Annotated in this window: 11 protein-coding genes; 5 read left to right on the plus strand and 6 right to left on the minus strand. The window is 46.2% G+C overall.

Going from position 1 to position 15,465, the window contains the following annotated elements; all coding sequences use genetic code 11:
- Nucleotides 1-2 precede the first annotated feature (2 nt).
- From HUB64_RS08350 to HUB64_RS08365, 4 genes are all read left to right on the plus strand, one after another.
- Nucleotides 3-722: an LrgB family protein gene (locus HUB64_RS08350; RefSeq protein WP_028761650.1), complete on the plus strand. Its 720-nt coding sequence runs from the start codon at nt 3-5 to the stop codon at nt 720-722.
- 174 nt (nt 723-896) lie between these two features.
- Complete coding sequence (locus HUB64_RS08355) at nt 897-1,388, plus strand: GNAT family N-acetyltransferase (RefSeq protein ID WP_028761651.1); 492 nt, start codon at nt 897-899, stop codon at nt 1,386-1,388.
- Nucleotides 1,389-1,784: 396 nt separating this feature from the next.
- The gene (gene pbpG, locus HUB64_RS08360) at nt 1,785-2,753 is read left to right on the plus strand and encodes a D-alanyl-D-alanine endopeptidase (protein WP_105251600.1); all 969 of its coding nucleotides are present in this window, start codon (nt 1,785-1,787) and stop codon (nt 2,751-2,753) included.
- Nucleotides 2,754-2,918: 165 nt separating this feature from the next.
- Nucleotides 2,919-3,824 carry a hypothetical protein gene (locus HUB64_RS08365; protein WP_254451404.1) on the plus strand — a complete coding sequence of 302 codons (906 nt, stop codon included), beginning with the start codon at nt 2,919-2,921 and terminating at the stop codon, nt 3,822-3,824.
- 29 nt (nt 3,825-3,853) lie between these two features.
- Here the strand turns inward: HUB64_RS08365 and HUB64_RS08370 are convergent, their stop codons facing one another.
- The 6 genes from HUB64_RS08370 to HUB64_RS08395 all read right to left on the minus strand — a co-directional run bounded on the left by HUB64_RS08370 (nt 3,854) and on the right by HUB64_RS08395 (nt 14,245).
- A complete protein-coding gene (locus HUB64_RS08370) occupies nt 3,854-4,951 on the minus strand; it encodes a calcium:proton antiporter (protein ID WP_025008445.1) in 1,098 nt (365 codons plus the stop codon).
- 142 nt (nt 4,952-5,093) lie between these two features.
- A complete protein-coding gene (locus HUB64_RS08375) occupies nt 5,094-7,406 on the minus strand; it encodes a toxin-antitoxin system YwqK family antitoxin (RefSeq protein WP_173496788.1) in 2,313 nt (770 codons plus the stop codon).
- Nucleotides 7,407-7,565: 159 nt separating this feature from the next.
- Nucleotides 7,566-9,296 carry a toxin-antitoxin system YwqK family antitoxin gene (locus HUB64_RS08380; protein ID WP_173496789.1) on the minus strand — a complete coding sequence of 577 codons (1,731 nt, stop codon included), beginning with the start codon at nt 9,294-9,296 and terminating at the stop codon, nt 7,566-7,568.
- Between the two features lie 9 nt (nt 9,297-9,305).
- On the minus strand, nt 9,306-11,603 hold the full coding sequence (locus HUB64_RS08385; RefSeq protein ID WP_173496790.1) for a hypothetical protein: 2,298 nt from the start codon (nt 11,601-11,603) through the stop codon (nt 9,306-9,308).
- Nucleotides 11,604-11,808: 205 nt separating this feature from the next.
- Nucleotides 11,809-13,017 carry a NupC/NupG family nucleoside CNT transporter gene (locus tag HUB64_RS08390; protein ID WP_173496791.1) on the minus strand — a complete coding sequence of 403 codons (1,209 nt, stop codon included), beginning with the start codon at nt 13,015-13,017 and terminating at the stop codon, nt 11,809-11,811.
- A gap of 280 nt (nt 13,018-13,297) precedes the next feature.
- Nucleotides 13,298-14,245: a LysR family transcriptional regulator gene (locus HUB64_RS08395; protein WP_173496792.1), complete on the minus strand. Its 948-nt coding sequence runs from the start codon at nt 14,243-14,245 to the stop codon at nt 13,298-13,300.
- A gap of 225 nt (nt 14,246-14,470) precedes the next feature.
- On the opposite strand from HUB64_RS08395, the gene HUB64_RS08400 reads away from it, so the two are divergent.
- Nucleotides 14,471-15,451, plus strand: coding sequence for a dienelactone hydrolase family protein (locus tag HUB64_RS08400; protein WP_173243020.1), 981 nt, complete (start codon nt 14,471-14,473; stop codon nt 15,449-15,451).
- Nucleotides 15,452-15,465 lie beyond the last annotated feature (14 nt).

Here is a 15,465-nt window from a genome sequence, read left to right on the forward strand (position 1 = left end):
TGATGACAGACTCAAAAGTGGTGGATTTTGTGTTGTCGCAGACCGGATTAGCCTTATTCAGCTTATTGCTGACCATATTCTGTTACTTCGGCGCCAAGCGTCTCTATAAGTACCATAGAGTCTGGTGGTTAGCGCCCATAGTGTTAGCGCCCATAGTGATTACCTTATTGGTGTTTAATCTTAAGATCCCGCTGCCAACCTATTTTGAATACACCCATTGGTTGATGGCTATGTTAGCGCCAGCGACTATCGCCTTTGCTTTGCCGATTTATCGTGAGCGTAACTTGATCCGCCAGTATCCGCTGACGATAGGGTTAGGTGTAACGGCCGGATTGTTTCTGGGGATGATGTCTTCTTGGCTGCTGGTGAAGTTTGTGCCTCTGCCGGTGGAGTTGTCTAAGAGTTTGCTGGTACGTTCGGTGTCGACTCCCTTTGCGATGGAGGCGACTAGTGCCTTTGGCGGCGTGCCTGAGTTGACGGCCATGATGGTGTTAATTACAGGCGTCATTGGCATCTTGGTGTGCGATCCCTTATTTAAATTTATGCGTATTCGTACTTCGTTAGGTAAAGGTGTTGCTCTAGGGGCATCTGCCCATGGTGCTGGCGCCGCAAAAGCCAATGAAATCGGCAAGCAAGAGGGCGTTATCGCCAGTTTGACTATGATTTTTATTGGTATCGCTATGGTATTAGGCGCACCCGTTTTTGCATTGATTTTTATCTAGGCTTTGAATGCTATCGTGTGAGTTTTATGGCTTGAATTTACACAACTCAATTTCGGCAAATTTGCCTCTTCGAGCGCTAACTCCTTCTCGGTTATGCGCTTTTTTTTGAGCTTACCTTCATAAAATGTGACATGCTGTACCAAGTTGAAATACATAGTATTAATGGTGATACCTATGTCTAGTAAGTCAGACAAACAACCAAACACGCAATACAGTGTGAGTTTACGCCCGATTATTGAAAGTGATCTTGAAGCTATTTTTGTGCATCAAAGCGATCCCATTGCTAACCAGCTTGCTCAATTTCCTCCTCGGGATCGAGAAGCGTTTTTTAAACATTGGCATCAAAATATTCTCGGACAAGTGAATGTATTACCAAGGGCGATAGTGGTCGATGGCAAGTTTGTGGGCAATATTGGGCATTGGCAAAGTGATGGACAAGCGCTGATAGGGTATTGGATTGACCGTGAATATTGGGGCAAAGGTATCGCGACACAGACCTTAGCGCAATTTTTGCCTTTAGTCAGTTTAAGACCCCTCTTTGCCCATGTGGCTAAACATAATTTAGCTTCACAGCGAGTGCTGCTCAGACACGGTTTTGTGCTGACAGACCAACTGATACAAGAGAGCGAAGATACTGAAGCCTTACTCGAATTTGTCTTACGCTAGCGGATAAGATGCTATAACGCGACATTTTAGGGCGTATGTTAACGCTTTCATTCGCCTAAAATGACGTATTTAGATGCTTGAAATCACTGTTGTACAGGGACTTTTGTTAAAAGTGCAAAAAGTCGCCCATTATTTTCATTTCAAATTATTCTACTGAAAAAAATCTCTTTCTAAGATTTTGTCTCTACTACAATTGAAAGGTCTAGAGCTAGATGCTTTATTGCTCTGGATTGGTGACAGGTTAAGCTGGTTTTACATAAAAAAATTGAGAAGAAAGTGCTGATCTTACTGATAAAAGTCTAATTGCATTCTATTTCTTTCACTGTAGAACTCCTATACTTAGCCAAAACCTGTGCCATAGCACAATCGATCCCTTATCTATTCAGTGAAATCTATATGAAGATCCGTTTTCTGCTCAGTAGTTTTATTCTTGCGTGCAGCAGTCTCACCGTTGCCACGACAGCGCATTCAGCCGATTCGGCCTCTGTCGCATATAAAAGCACCAAAACTCAATCGACAGCAAAAACGAAGCAAGCACCATTAAAGCAAGAAATTGCAGGACGTAGTGCGATAGTCGTGGACTTAAAAACCAATGAAGTGCTTTATTCCAATAATCCTAATGCAGTAATGTCAATTGCATCTGTCACTAAGTTGATGACAGCTATGGTGGTGCTGGATGCAAAGTTACCTATGGAGCAAAAGCTTGCGGTAAACATCCGTGATACCAAAGAAATGAAAGGTGTTTATTCTCGAGTTCGTATCGGCAGTGAAATCAGCCGTAAAGAAATGTTATTGCTGACCTTAATGTCATCAGAAAACCGTGCAGCTGCTAGTCTTGCACATCATTATCCCGGTGGTCATAAAGCTTTTATTAAGGCGATGAATGCCAAAGCAAAAGCGCTGGGAATGAAAAATACCCGCTATGTTGAACCTACAGGTTTATCCTATAAAAACGTTTCGAGTGCCAGTGATCTGATTGTATTACTCAAGGCCAGTGAAAAGTACCCTATGCTAGGCCAGCTGAGTTCGACCGAGAAGAAGACGGTTACCTTTGCCAACCCAAGATACAGTTTAGATTTTCGTAATACCAATCGTTTGGTTTATAAAGATAACTGGGATATTCATCTAACCAAAACAGGCTTTACGAATGCAGCAGGGCACTGCCTTGTGATGCGTACTGAAATGGCAAAACGCCAAGTGGCATTTGTCGTGCTCGATGCTTACGGCAAATATACTCATATTGCGGATGCTAACCGTTTACGTAACTGGCTAGAGACTGGCAAAGTCACTCCTATTCCTGCTGAAGCTAAGCAATACAAGAAACAACGTAGCCAGCAGCAATTAGCTAAGTTGAGTGAGACCTAGTTTCTCGGTTGCAGCTTTATAAAAGTACAAATTTAACAGGCCAGATGAGCAATCAATCTGGCCTTTATGTTTTAACGCTTTGAGTTGCTACTCAATTTTGGTAAATTTATGATGGATTTGAGCGTACCATAGTCGTTATTTTATGTTCTCAAGGATGACATTCGTGTGGATGTATTTTTAAAAAAAATTCAACTTATCTATTTTCCCTTCTTATTTCTCAGCCTGTTATTTGTTTCTGGTTACAGTTTTGTCCATTGGCTGTTGTTGGTTAACCTTGAGTTTTTTAGCCTAGATGAAGATATCGTTAATTTGTGGCTGCCGCAGATACTGTCTTGGCTATTGTCGATCATTTATATCCGACCTAGGCTAAAACGACTCAAGTTTGTTAAAGATAATTCGCGCTTTTTCTATTTATTGATCGCGGTGCAATTAATGGCTGTTCCTTGCATCGTTGCGCAGGAATATCTCAAGACTGCCACGGGGAGGTTAACGCAATTAGCATCGATACAAGAATTGTATCTCCATAAAAATACTCAGTATTATCAGTTGCAGCAATCTTATATTGATAAGACGCAAATTGGTTTGCAGCGAAGCCTAGAGGTTACAGGTAAACATAGTAGTCACTTAAATATGGTGCTGTATATCGCTATGCCGATTTTTGCAGAGCGTGCAGACAGTTGGCATGCTAAGGCCCTCGCTTGGTATGGTAAAGTTTATCAGCAGGAGATCAGTAATCGACTTGAACCCGATGAGAAAGAAGCGCAATTCAAAGCGTTTTTGGCTAAATCCCTAAATGAGTTCAATGAGTTGGACCCCCAGAGTTTTGTTTACCTTGAACGATTAGCTCCATCCTCACTTCGTTCAGAGTTGCTCAGCGCCGCACAAAAAAGTCCGCTTTATCAAGCTGAACATCAAACGATTTTTATGCCCAAATTTGAACCATTTGAGGCTCGTAATGGCCATAAGTTAGTGTGGATTTTTATCTGGTTTGTTGTTGGCGCTTTAGTCTGGTTTGTACTCTTACTGCGGGTCAATCTGGATGAGAAAAGCGTAAAGCCGAGACGCAAATAAATCACGCTCGGCCTTGGATTTAATAAAGTTTAGGCATGTTCAAACATTAAGAACAAGTAAACGATAAACAAGACTATATGAGTCGCGCCGTGCAATGCATTGGTGCGACCGCTGCTAAAGCTTACCTTACAGACCATTAAACTGGTGATTAACAGCACCATGTCGGCGGGTGACAGGCCTAAATGGACTTCTTGATCTATCACGCTGCCAATAATTAATACCGCGGGGACTGTGAGTGCAATCGTCGCGAGCACTGAGCCAAAATACAGATTCATCGCCCGCTGTAATTGATTGTTTAACGCGGCCTTAAAGCCTCCCACAGCTTCGGGGGATAAAATCAAGCAGGCCACAATAAAACCGCCTAATGCCTGTGGAGCGCCTAGGGTTGCTACGCTGTAATTGATGGGCATAGCTAAGGTTTTTGCCAGCAAAATGACCACAAGTAAGTAGCCAATTAATAGAATCGTATGGTAAGCATTACTGCGCAGTATGCCGTGGTGTTCCTCATGGTCTTCATGATCGGCATCGACAAAGAAATGGCTGTGGCTCTTCGTCTGTACCACTAAAAAGACGCCATAGAGCAGTATCGAAATAATGATCAGCATCCAAGACATGGCTTTAGACATGCCGCCAATAGTGCCACCTTCGGTAAAATTGGGCAGTACTAAACAGAGTAGGGCGAGGGGAATAATCGCCACGAGATAGGATTTTACGCCATCTAAATTGAAATGCTGGGTATGGTAACGCCAGCCGCCAAGTAATAATGTAAAGCCCACTAAGCCATTGATGATCAACATGACTACGGCGAACATAGTGTCGCGCGCCATGACAGGGTTAGGTTCTCCGGTCAGCATCACGGAGGAGATCATCACCACTTCGAGTGAAATGACCGATAAAGTTAAGATTAAGGTGCCATAGGGATCGCCAAGCTTAATCGCTAGTGCATCTGAGTGGCGTACCACAGAGAAAATAGCCCAAGTCACTACACCCAATAGGGCGAGTGAAACGGGAATATAGGTCGAGAGGGCGGTGCCATCGGCGAGTAAGCTATCGCCACCGGTTTTAAAGAATACTAAGGTCAGTATTCCCAGTAGCAGGGCTAACTCGTCTTTCATAAATGTCTTCATAGGCAATTTGTCCTAAACGAAAAAAAGGCCGTTAGTATAGACACTGGTTATGGCACACTTTGCATGAAACTTCCTTTAGATTTGGAGTTAAGGATAAATGTTTGAACTAGATCGCTTTTTAATCTAAAACCCCATTTTTAAGCTAGCCATGGTGTTCTGTTTTAATCAGCTTACCGAGTTGATCATAATGATTCCAATCCCCTGATTCTCGATCGCTGAGATAACTGCCTTCAGTGCGTTTTTCACCATTAGGCCAAAAACTTTGCCATAGACCTTCCTTGCGATCCCTAAGATAAGTGCCTTGTTCGGCTAACTTGCCATTGTTGTGGTAATAGCTGGCATCGCCTTCTTTTTGGCCTTTCACCCAGGTTTCAACGAGTTCTGGCTTACCGTTCTGGTGATATTGCTTAACTTGACCATCAAGCGACCCTTTAGCATAAATTGCCTCTAATTTGAGTTGGCCGTTGCTGTAGTATTCTTTCGTTTTCCCATGGTTTTGACCGTCTAAAAACTCAGTACTGGCCGCTTGCATTCCATCCTCAAACCAGCTTTCCCACAGTCCAGTTTGATTACCTTTATCCATAGCCCCGCTGAGTTTTAGCTGGCCATTGTTGGGATAGTACTCGGCATACGGGCCTGTTTTGTCATTTTTATCATAGGTTTCTGAGCGGTAAACCACTTGCTTAAAGCTGTAAAACTCTCGAATTCCATGGCGCTTGTTTTCCTGCCAATGGCTTTTTTGCTGGATATTCCCTTCGGGAATTGTGCCATAGGTAGGGTCTTTCTCTTCGTAGCGATAATCCGTCCACAGACCGGTTTTTTGGTCGTCCAGATACTCCCCTGTCACACGGCGGCGTCCGTGGTAATACTCTGCATAGTTACCATTAAGTTTGCCATTGGCGAAGGTTTGCTCCCGTTGTTTCAGGCCTTCGCTGTACTGTATCCATAGGCCTTCTTTATTGCCGTTTTGATATGTGCCTTCTTCATTGGGATCACCATTGGCATACCAGCGGGCGAAATGGCCATCAAGAGGGTAACGACTGGCATTGTCTTTTTTATCCCGTGCGTAGTGAGATACTTCCCGAGGTTTACCATTATCGTAAAATGACTCATATTTTCCGACCCATTGGCCATCGATACGTTCGCCGCGCTCACTCACTGTGCCGTCGTCAAAATAGGTTTCTGATTTCCCTGTTGGTTTACCTTCAACGTATTGATCTAGCGTCCGCAGCTTGCCATTGTTGTGGTAACGGCGTGATTCACCGTGATGCTGCCCTTGTCGCCATTGCTCGGAGGATTGCAGCTTGCCAGCGTGATAGCGCTCAAATTGGCCATCCTTAATTCCCATGTCGTAGTGGCTTTTTTCGAGCAGATGACCTTCGGCATCATAACGCTCCGATGGTCCATGAAGCGGGTATTGGCCATTGTCAGCCTGCTTTGAGTCTTGGTAGTTACGTAATTCTTTAAGTTGGCCGTTGTTGTGGAAATACTTTTGCGTACCGGCGAGTTGATCCTGTTTATAGTTGAGAGCACTGGTGAGCATGCCCTCGGCATTAAAATATTGCTGTGGCCCGTCTAATGCACCATTAACATACTGTTCTTCAACTTGTAATTTACCTGCATCATTAAATTGCTGGCATTTCCCTTGGCGTTGCCCAGCGCTATATTGGCAGCTGCTGGCGAGTTCACCATTGGGGTAAAATGTCCGTTCTTCACCCTCGAGCAGATTGAGATTAAACTGGCTGCTGCTCGATTTAGTCCCGTCATCGAAAAAGGTTTCCCATGTTCCTTGGCGACGGCCTTCGGCATCGAAGCGGCCCGTCACTGTGGCTTGTCCATTGGGATTTTGTTCTAAATAAGAACCTGAGAGTTGGTTGTTCGCATAGCTCTGGCTTTGGGACAAGGTACCGTTTTCATAGAAACTTTCCCATTTCCCGTGGCGCAGGTTATCGAGGTAACTTTCTTGGGCTTGCAGTTTGCCACTGGCAAAGAAACGTTTTACTTGCTCCTTTTTACCGTCTTGATAGCGAGTCGTTTGGCTGAGATGGCCGCTGCTGTTGTATTCCTTCCATTCGCCCGTGGGCACGCCTTTGGCAAATTGCTGTTCCTCAGTAACAGCGCCGCTCAAATCGAACATATGCCAAGTGCCATCTTGATAACCCTGCTGATAGTTTCCTTCGACTAGCTTGCTGTTATTGGTATGAAATACTTGCCATTTACCATTAGGGATCCCCTCGGAAAACTGCCCTAAGGTATAGCCTTGGTTATCGCGCACTATGGCGATATCGCCATTTAAGGGCATGCCAGTGGCGAGATTGTAATAGCTGGGAATTCCGTCCTGTTGGCGGATTTCGACCATCATGGAGGAGAGATTTTGCGCTGCTTGTACATGGACACTGGTTAAGCTGGCTCCCGCAATCGCGAGGCTGATAAAGCGAAATGGCGTATTGAACATGCTGATTCCTTGCTCTGTTCTGGGTCTTAAGGCCGCGCGGTTTGCAGCCTATACAAGAATCCTAATTTTTTGCTGTTGAGTTTATTTATCGGGCTGTGCACTTATATACAGTGCACAGCGCCAAGGGTTAAGTTAATCGATTAAGCGAATATGCTTAGGCTAAAAAATAGGGAAAACATGGTCCGAGGTAATCACCGGCGGCGGTATTTCCCGATTTAAAAACTCGCCATGATGGAAGTTATTGATCACTTCTATCCAGCCATTATCCCTAAATTCGTATTGTTTACCATGAAGCCTGCCCTGCTCGTCATAATTCGCTATTTCAAGCACATAGTCTTCGGTATTACGCAGTTCCCAGTGGCCGACTTGTTTACCTTGGTCGAAGCGTCCGTACCAATAGTGTCTCTCAGGATTTGGCATTGGGTTGAAACCGAACTCACCATGGGTGTACACCCAGTCGCCATCCTGTTGCCCATTGCGGTATTCGCCCTTTTCATACAATTGGCCGTCAGTGGCGTAGCGTTGTACTAATCCTTCGGGTTTGCCATGGTTAAAGTTGATTAATTCAAGCAATTGCCCAGAACTTGTCTCATTACGGAACTCACCATCGAGCTCGCCTTGGGCATCATAGCTAAAGGTGAGGGTGGCATCTTCTTGTTGTTTCTTCCAAGCGCCAACGGGCTTGTCATTGGCATATTGGCCGCGCTCGGCCACCCACTGCTCCCCTGTCTCATGGTTAATTTTCAGCATTTCGTAGGGGCCTTCGCGCTTGCCCTCTTTAAAATATTCCCGGGTAATCACTTTTACAGTTTGACTTCGGTTTAGGGTTTGCAGATATAAACCTGTCAATTGGTTATCGATATGCTCGCTGCGGCTGATTAACTCACCTTGCTCAAATGTTTCGTTGAGGACCCATTTTTTAAGTTTGTCCTCCTCCGTGTTAGAGGTAAGTTGACCTTCACTAAAGCGTTGATGCTTACGGTAAACCCAGTTGTTGTCTTGGTGTTTTTCTTCGGTTGAACTGAGCATTTCGCCCTTTTCATTGTATTTAACCGATAAGGTCACATTCCATGGCGCCTCTATGATTTCCTTTTGGGCTATCTGGCCATTTTCATAGTAATCTAGCTGTTCACCGACTTTATAGTCATTGTGATAGCGGTAGTGGCGCTTAATCTTGCCATCGTCGAAATATTCGAAGTAATCCCCGTGTTTCTTACCTTTGACATAAGCTTGGGTCGAAATGATTTTACCAAAGCCCCAATTGGTCTCGTTGCCATGTGTAAGCCCATCCACCATAGGGATTTCGACGTGTAAGTTGCCATTGTCATAGTACTGGGTAACACAAGTACCACTATTACAGACCTTGCCCCTAAGCTTGCCCTCGCTATCAAAAAGCTCGCTTATACCGACCTCTTTGCCATCTTTATAGGTTGTTTTGTACCGGATCTTCCCACCTTCCCAGTAACCCGTTTCAAGGCCTTGTTTAACGCCATTTTCATAGTGCGATTCAACATACAATTGACCCGTGGCGATATATTTTTTGAGCAGGCCATGAAGTTGACCTTGCTCGTTGCGAAAGCCTTGTTCGTAGGGCTTGCCATCCTCAAAGTAGCATTGATAAGCACCGCGAAATTGTTCGCTCGCGAGTGTTTTACCGATATTGTTATCGGCGAGGGCACTGGCGCAGAAAAGCATATCTTTGTCTTTGTAATAAATCTCAGCTTTATAATGTCCGTCAATCACTTCAGTCGATTGCTTTAAATAGTAACGAGCCAGTTTTTTATCTTTGACGACATTCCAATGTTCATCGAGTAGCACACTGTCTGCACTGGCATTAGCACTGATAAGTACGAATGCTCCAAGGAGCAGTTTTAATATAAATAGACGCATAACTGCTCCTTATGGCAAAGGCTTAAAGGTGAATTCATAGGGGATGTCTACGGGGTTTTGAGAGAGAGTCATATAACTCACCTTCGCTGCAGGGCCCTCCACACTCAAATAGCGGCCATCGACCAGCGCCTCTTTAATCCGCAGTTCGGTGGTTTCGGGCAGTCGAATCGTTAGGGATTTGCCTTGGGCATCCTCGACTTTAAAGTAGTTCTTAAGATCTTTACTCGGCTCATTGCCATAACCGGTTTTTGTTAGCCAAGCTTGTAAATCGATTAACCAAGGACGTGGGTTAGCTGCCTGCTCTAAGGGTTGCCAACTGATATCACCTTGGCAATGGATTTTTCCTTGGATGTGTTTATCGTAGAAAAACTGCCGCTCGCGGTCGGGTGTCATCAGGGTATAGGCTGGTCCGTTTGGGGCATTGTGCTCAAACAGCCAAGTGACTTCGTGTTTTCCCTCTTTAAAACCTTGTTCTATTTCAGGTTTACAGGCACTCGCTAATGCGGCTGACATAGGAATATACAGATTATGGCCATTTTCAGTCTCAGGTTTTATCCCTTGGATCGCACTGATTTCGGCGTTTGATGGCTCAAGATCTTGATAGAGGAAGTTATTGAGGCTCGAATCGCCAAACTCGCTTAGGGGATTGGCCAGATTTTGGTTGTAGTCGGTAAAGGTCACAAAGCGGATGTTCTTGGTTTGGCTTAACTCCGGCTGTGGCTGGCTCTCCAGTATTACAACGGTTTTAGGGATTTCATCTAGCTTAAGTAGCAGGGCGCGGGTGCTAAGGTGATGAGGATCATCGACACCGATTAATTCCCCCAGCAGTTCTTTATCCGTCACCGTTAACCATTTGGGATAATCACCATCGCGACGGGCTTCGGCCATCTTTCCTTTAAATTGCTGAAAAGGAAGGTTAATGTTTTTAGTCTTACTCTGCTTTGTCACGACTTTAAATAGCTTTGCCTCGGCGTCGAGCACCTGAATCGTGAGGCTCGCATCGCCAAAGGTATAGGGAGTGGTGACCAGTTCATCCCACGATTTTTCGACTATCTTATTGCTTTCGGGGATAAGGGTCAGCTTGGCGCTGATATGGTCTATCTGTTTGAGTTTATTGGCGGTGTTGTCCCAGCCTGTGGCGATAAGATCCACCGAAGACTCAATCGAGCGGTTGAAATTCATCGCCACACCTTTGCTGTGCTGCCAGAAGTGAATATCTATCGGATTTCCGCTGGCATCAAAGGCGGCTAAGTCTTCATAATTCACATTAGCAACCACATATCGCGGGCTCATATTATGCACAAAGCGCAATTGCAGCACTTCTGGCGTGTCAGCGCCCCATGGGCCAATATTATCAAGAATACCTTGCTGATCAGCTAATAAGGATTTTATAAAGTCCTTATCATGGGCTTTATATTCCCGCGGAACATCGCTAATCGGGTAGAGCTCTTTTTGCAGATCATCTATATCACGCTCCGCATCGTAGCGAGCGTCGGCATGCCAAAGCATGCTCATAATATAAGGGCTATCCTTGGGCGCCATGGCGATGCGGCGGGTGAGAGTACTGCCTTGCTGCACTTCCTGTTGAAAAAACGCCATGCTCTCTAACCAACCGGTTTTGCGGTTAAGCTCGAACTTGCCATAGGCCTTAAAGTTGTCTTTCTCACCTTGTACTACCGCAAATAACTTATCTTCGGTCACTCCCTCAACCGTCCAAGTTAGGCGTGCGTCCATGGGGGCGCTAATGCTATAACCCACGCGAGGCTCTAGCGCCACGGGCAAGGTTGGAGCCTGTTCAAACAGTGATTTAAGATTAGTCCAGTGCTCAAATAGCTCGATAACCTCTTTTTGATCCGCCTTCGCGATGGGCGTCAGTTGACGGACTTCACCCTTGCTGAACTCGACATTAAAGCCGTCTTTAACCAATTGGACGATTTCATTGGACTTGCTTTTAGGGTCGATATTACTCACCGGAATAGGCAAGCCATAGTCGCTTATTTGCAATAGGTTAGGTTGGAGAAAAAAGCGGGCGCTATGGGTTAACGGCGTCGTTAAGCTGGTCGCCTTACCCTCTGCATTCTGTAATTGGTAATCCAGCAGCAGTCGTGCTTGCAGCACTTTGCGGGTTTCAAAGCCATCATTGAGGTTTATGGTGGAGATAATCTGATATTCACGCTCTGTGGGTATGTTGGTATTAACTGAATTGGAGGGTGACGTTGAGTTATCGCAGGCGGCGAGCACTAAGGCTATGCCTAGTGCTGTTATACCGATTGCGGCGTTAACTGCCTTGTATTTCACTATGGCCATTCGTACTCCTTTGGCTACGCATGTTATTGAAATGTAAACTCATTAATCTTTTTCTGGCGACATTATACACAAAAAATATCTGAGGCATAAAAGAAAACCCAAACCAAGCTTGCTTGATTTGGGTTTGTGTTGATCGCGGTTTTGCTGCGCGAGAGTGGCTAACTCAATGGTGAGATGAGTGCCTAAAAAAGCCCAAGCTGATGGATTACAGCGAGAGGATCACGCTGGCAATTGCCGCACTCATGAGGTTAGCGAATACGCCAGCGGCAATGGCGCGAAAACCATTACGGGCGATAAATTCGCGGCGCTCTGGCACCATGCTACCCAGTCCACCGATCAAAATTGCCATGGTTGAAATGTTCGCAAAACCACACAGGGCGAAAGTCACAACGGCCTGAGAATGGGCGCTCAGTTGGTCTTCGACTTTCATTAACTGAATAAAGGCCACAAATTCATTCACCACGATTTTTTGGCCAATGAGTGAGCCTGCAGTAATGGCCTCATGCCAAGGAATACCCAGCAGCCACGCCATAGGGGCGAACAGATAACCGAGTAAAAATTCGAAGCTTAACTGGTAACCGAACCATTCCCCCACAGCGCCTAACATGCCATTCAGTAGGGCGATAACACTGACAAAGGCCAGTAGAGTGGCGCCAATCCCGACAGAAATCCGCATGCCAGACATAGCACCATCGGCTAAGGCTTCAACCACATTGGTGGCGCGTGGCAATTCGACAGAGGTGATTTCATCGGCACTATTTTTGTCATTGTCGCTAGGCGGCATGAGGATTTTAGCCATCAACAGACCCGCAGGTGCCGACATAAAGGCGGCGGCAATCAGATAGTTAAGATCGACACCTAAAGCGGCATATCCCACTAAGGTACCGCCCGCGACTGAGGCTAAACCACAGCTCATGACCGCGAAGAATTGCGAATCGCTCATGTGCTTTAAATAAGGTTTGATCACCAGCGGCGCTTCAATCATGCCGACGAAGATATTCGCCGTAGCAGATAAAGACTCGGCGCGGCCCGTGCCCAATAAACGCTGCAGACCACCACCAATAATGTTGATCACCTTAGGCATGAACCCAATATGGTACAGGGCTGAAATCAGCGCCGAGAAGAAGATGATGATACCTAACACATTGATCGCAAATACGAAGCCGACTTTACCCGTGGCGAGATCGCCAAACAGGAAACCAATCCCTTCGTTGCCGTAGGCTATCACGCTCGACACGCCCGCCGTAACAGACTGCAATACGGCCTTACCCGCAGGGACGTAGAGCACTAACAGGGCAAATATAATTTGTAGGCCTAGGGCTAAAATCACAGTGCGGTAGGGAATGTTCTTGCGGTTCACTGACAGTAACCAAGCAAAAAACAAGATGCTAATCATGCCTAATATCGCGGTCATAATGGGTTTATTCTTTTGAGTGATAGAAGAAGTCGCGCATTGTAGGCCGAGTCAGCGTAAGGGCAAGTCGAGGGCGTTACTGGGCTGTTACGATAAAAGTGTCGAAAATAGCAACTATTTAAGTTGCTGTTTATGCTGGATAATAAAAACGATTTTGGCTACTGTTGCCCAGAGGAAATAATATTTGTGTCTGCGGCAATAATAGAAATCACGCCACAGACGACTTTAGGCTGGTGCAGTAGCCAGTGCTGGTTTGAAATGCAGCTTAAGTGACTGCAGTTTAAGTGACAGTCTTACCTAACCAAGGTTTGAGCTTTTTATCCCAGTAGGGCGGGTGGCCGATATGGGACTTTAAACATTCGATAATCACTTTGTACTTAGTCGGTAAATGGCGCCGCCTTGGGTAAACCACATAGACGGGCATCTGTTGCAGTGGTTTCCAATCGGGTAAGAGCTGGATCAGTTTTCCGCTTTGAAACTCATCACTGAGTAAATACGTGGCCACATAGCCTATGCCGCGCCCGGCAATCACCGCATTGCGCACGGCTTCGGCTAAATCGACACGGTAATTCCCCGCCACATGCACGGTTTGTTCTAGGTCATCCTTAGCAAAACTCCAGCGATCATAATTACGGCTCTTGCTTTGATAGATAACGCAATTATGTTGCGCTAACGCCTGTGGATGGTGTGGCACGCCATGCTTGAGTAAATAATCGGGAGAGGCGACCACCACAAAGTTAGTCTCGGCAAGGTGCTGGGCGATATAACCTTCGTTCAGCTGTTCATGGTTAGTGATCCACAGATCCAGGCCTTCTTCTAGCATGTCGGCTTTATGGTCGAACAGGCTTAGCTCAAATCGCAATTCGGGGTATTTTTGCTGCAACACTTCCAGTGCGGGGATGATGTGTAAGGTGCCGAAGGACTGGGAGGAACCGAGGCGAATCGTGCCGCTAATGTCGTCGCGGGCATCCAGCATCATGGCATCGGCATTTTGCGTTGCTTCAAACACTTGCTCACAGTAATGGGCAAACTGTTGGCCAGCGTCAGTTAACACTAAGGTGCGCGTGGTGCGCTGCACTAACAGTAAGTTCAGCTCAGCTTCCAACGCGCCAAGCTGCTTGCTGACATAGGAAGTCGAGGTTTTTAACTTGGCCGCCGCTTGGGTAAAACTACCACTGGTCACCAGAGTGTGGAATATCACCATCTGGCTAGCTCTATGTTGTATCACGCTAGGCCCTCTAGAATCTAAATCGCTATTTTAAGCTAGCCTTGCCCTAACCGACAGCCGTTTGTGCCGATCGTGTGCTATTTCAAAACAAACTTACCAAACGGCACACGTTAAAGTCAGTTGCCCTAAGTGCGAGTCTTCCTTTACTCTTGAGTTAAATCTTAACACCCACAAGCTAGGGAAGACGTGTTACCTGTGGTTAGCTTGTTCAATGGAGGAATAACGATGACACAACAAGACAAGCAAGCCTTAGCAGAAACAAGTCAGATACATGCCCAGAAAGTACAACCGATACCGCAGGAAGCCTTTGACTGGTATGACGAATATGCCCATGGCATTATCGATCGCCGTGAGTTTATGGGGCGGCTCGCAGGACTGGTGGCGCTTGGTTTCACCATGACGATGCTCACGGGCGCACTCTTGCCGAACTATGCCCTCGCCGAGCAAGTCTCCTTTAACGATCCCAGTATTCAAGCTAGTTATGTTAAGTTTCCCTCGCCAAATGGTTACGGTGAAGGGCGCGGCTACTTAGTCATGCCCGATGAGTTATTGCTCGCGGGCAGTGCCGCAGGTGAGCCGAAAACCTTAGATCTCAGTAAAAAAGCCGCTGTGGTATTAGTGGTGCACGAAAATCGTGGCCTTAATCCCTATATCGAAGATGTGGCTCGCCGATTAGCGGCGCAGGGTTATATCGCCTTCGCCCCCGATGCACTTTATTCCCTAGGTGGTTATCCGGGTAATGATGATGCGGGCCGCGCCATGCAAAGCAGTTTAGACAGAGCCAAAATCGAGCAAGACTTTATTGCCGCCGCGCAGTTTTTAAAATCTCATCCCCAGAGCAATGGCAAACTCGGTGCCGTAGGTTTTTGTTTTGGCGGCTATATAGTCAATATGCTGGCCGCGACGATTCCCGATGAGCTTAATGCTGGTGTACCTTTCTATGGCACGCCAGCCGCTGCGGAACTGCGTAGCCGAGTAAAGGGACCGCTAATGTTGCAGTTTGCTGGGCTCGATCAGCGGGTAAACGACACTTGGGCCGAGTATGAAACCCAGCTAAAAGCCAACAAAGCCGATTATGTCGCTTATCTTTACCCGAATGTGAATCACGGTTTCCATAACGACTCCACTGGCCGATACGATAAAGCCACCGCCGAACTCGCTTGGGCGCGCAGCTTAGCCTTCTTTGATACTCGACTGCGTGGCTAAGTGAGAGTGAAGCT

Origin of the sequence: Shewanella sp. ISTPL2 (assembly GCF_013283205.1) — a bacterium.
Lineage (GTDB): Bacteria > Pseudomonadota > Gammaproteobacteria > Enterobacterales > Shewanellaceae > Shewanella > Shewanella oncorhynchi.

Bases quoted from the DNA above. Each gene is read 5' to 3' on its own strand.
- HUB64_RS08375 (WP_173496788.1), bottom strand. From the start codon at position 7,406: ATGTTCAATACGCCATTTCGCTTTATCAGCCTCGCGATTGCGGGAGCC.
- pbpG (WP_105251600.1), top strand. From the start codon at position 1,785: ATGAAGATCCGTTTTCTGCTCAGTAGTTTTATTCTTGCGTGCAGCAGT.
- HUB64_RS08370 (WP_025008445.1), bottom strand. From the start codon at position 4,951: ATGAAGACATTTATGAAAGACGAGTTAGCCCTGCTACTGGGAATACTG.
- HUB64_RS08350 (WP_028761650.1), top strand. From the start codon at position 3: ATGACAGACTCAAAAGTGGTGGATTTTGTGTTGTCGCAGACCGGATTA.
- HUB64_RS08355 (WP_028761651.1), top strand. From the start codon at position 897: ATGTCTAGTAAGTCAGACAAACAACCAAACACGCAATACAGTGTGAGT.
- HUB64_RS08400 (WP_173243020.1), top strand. From the start codon at position 14,471: ATGACACAACAAGACAAGCAAGCCTTAGCAGAAACAAGTCAGATACAT.
- HUB64_RS08385 (WP_173496790.1), bottom strand. From the start codon at position 11,603: ATGGCCATAGTGAAATACAAGGCAGTTAACGCCGCAATCGGTATAACA.
- HUB64_RS08390 (WP_173496791.1), bottom strand. From the start codon at position 13,017: ATGACCGCGATATTAGGCATGATTAGCATCTTGTTTTTTGCTTGGTTA.
- HUB64_RS08380 (WP_173496789.1), bottom strand. From the start codon at position 9,296: ATGCGTCTATTTATATTAAAACTGCTCCTTGGAGCATTCGTACTTATC.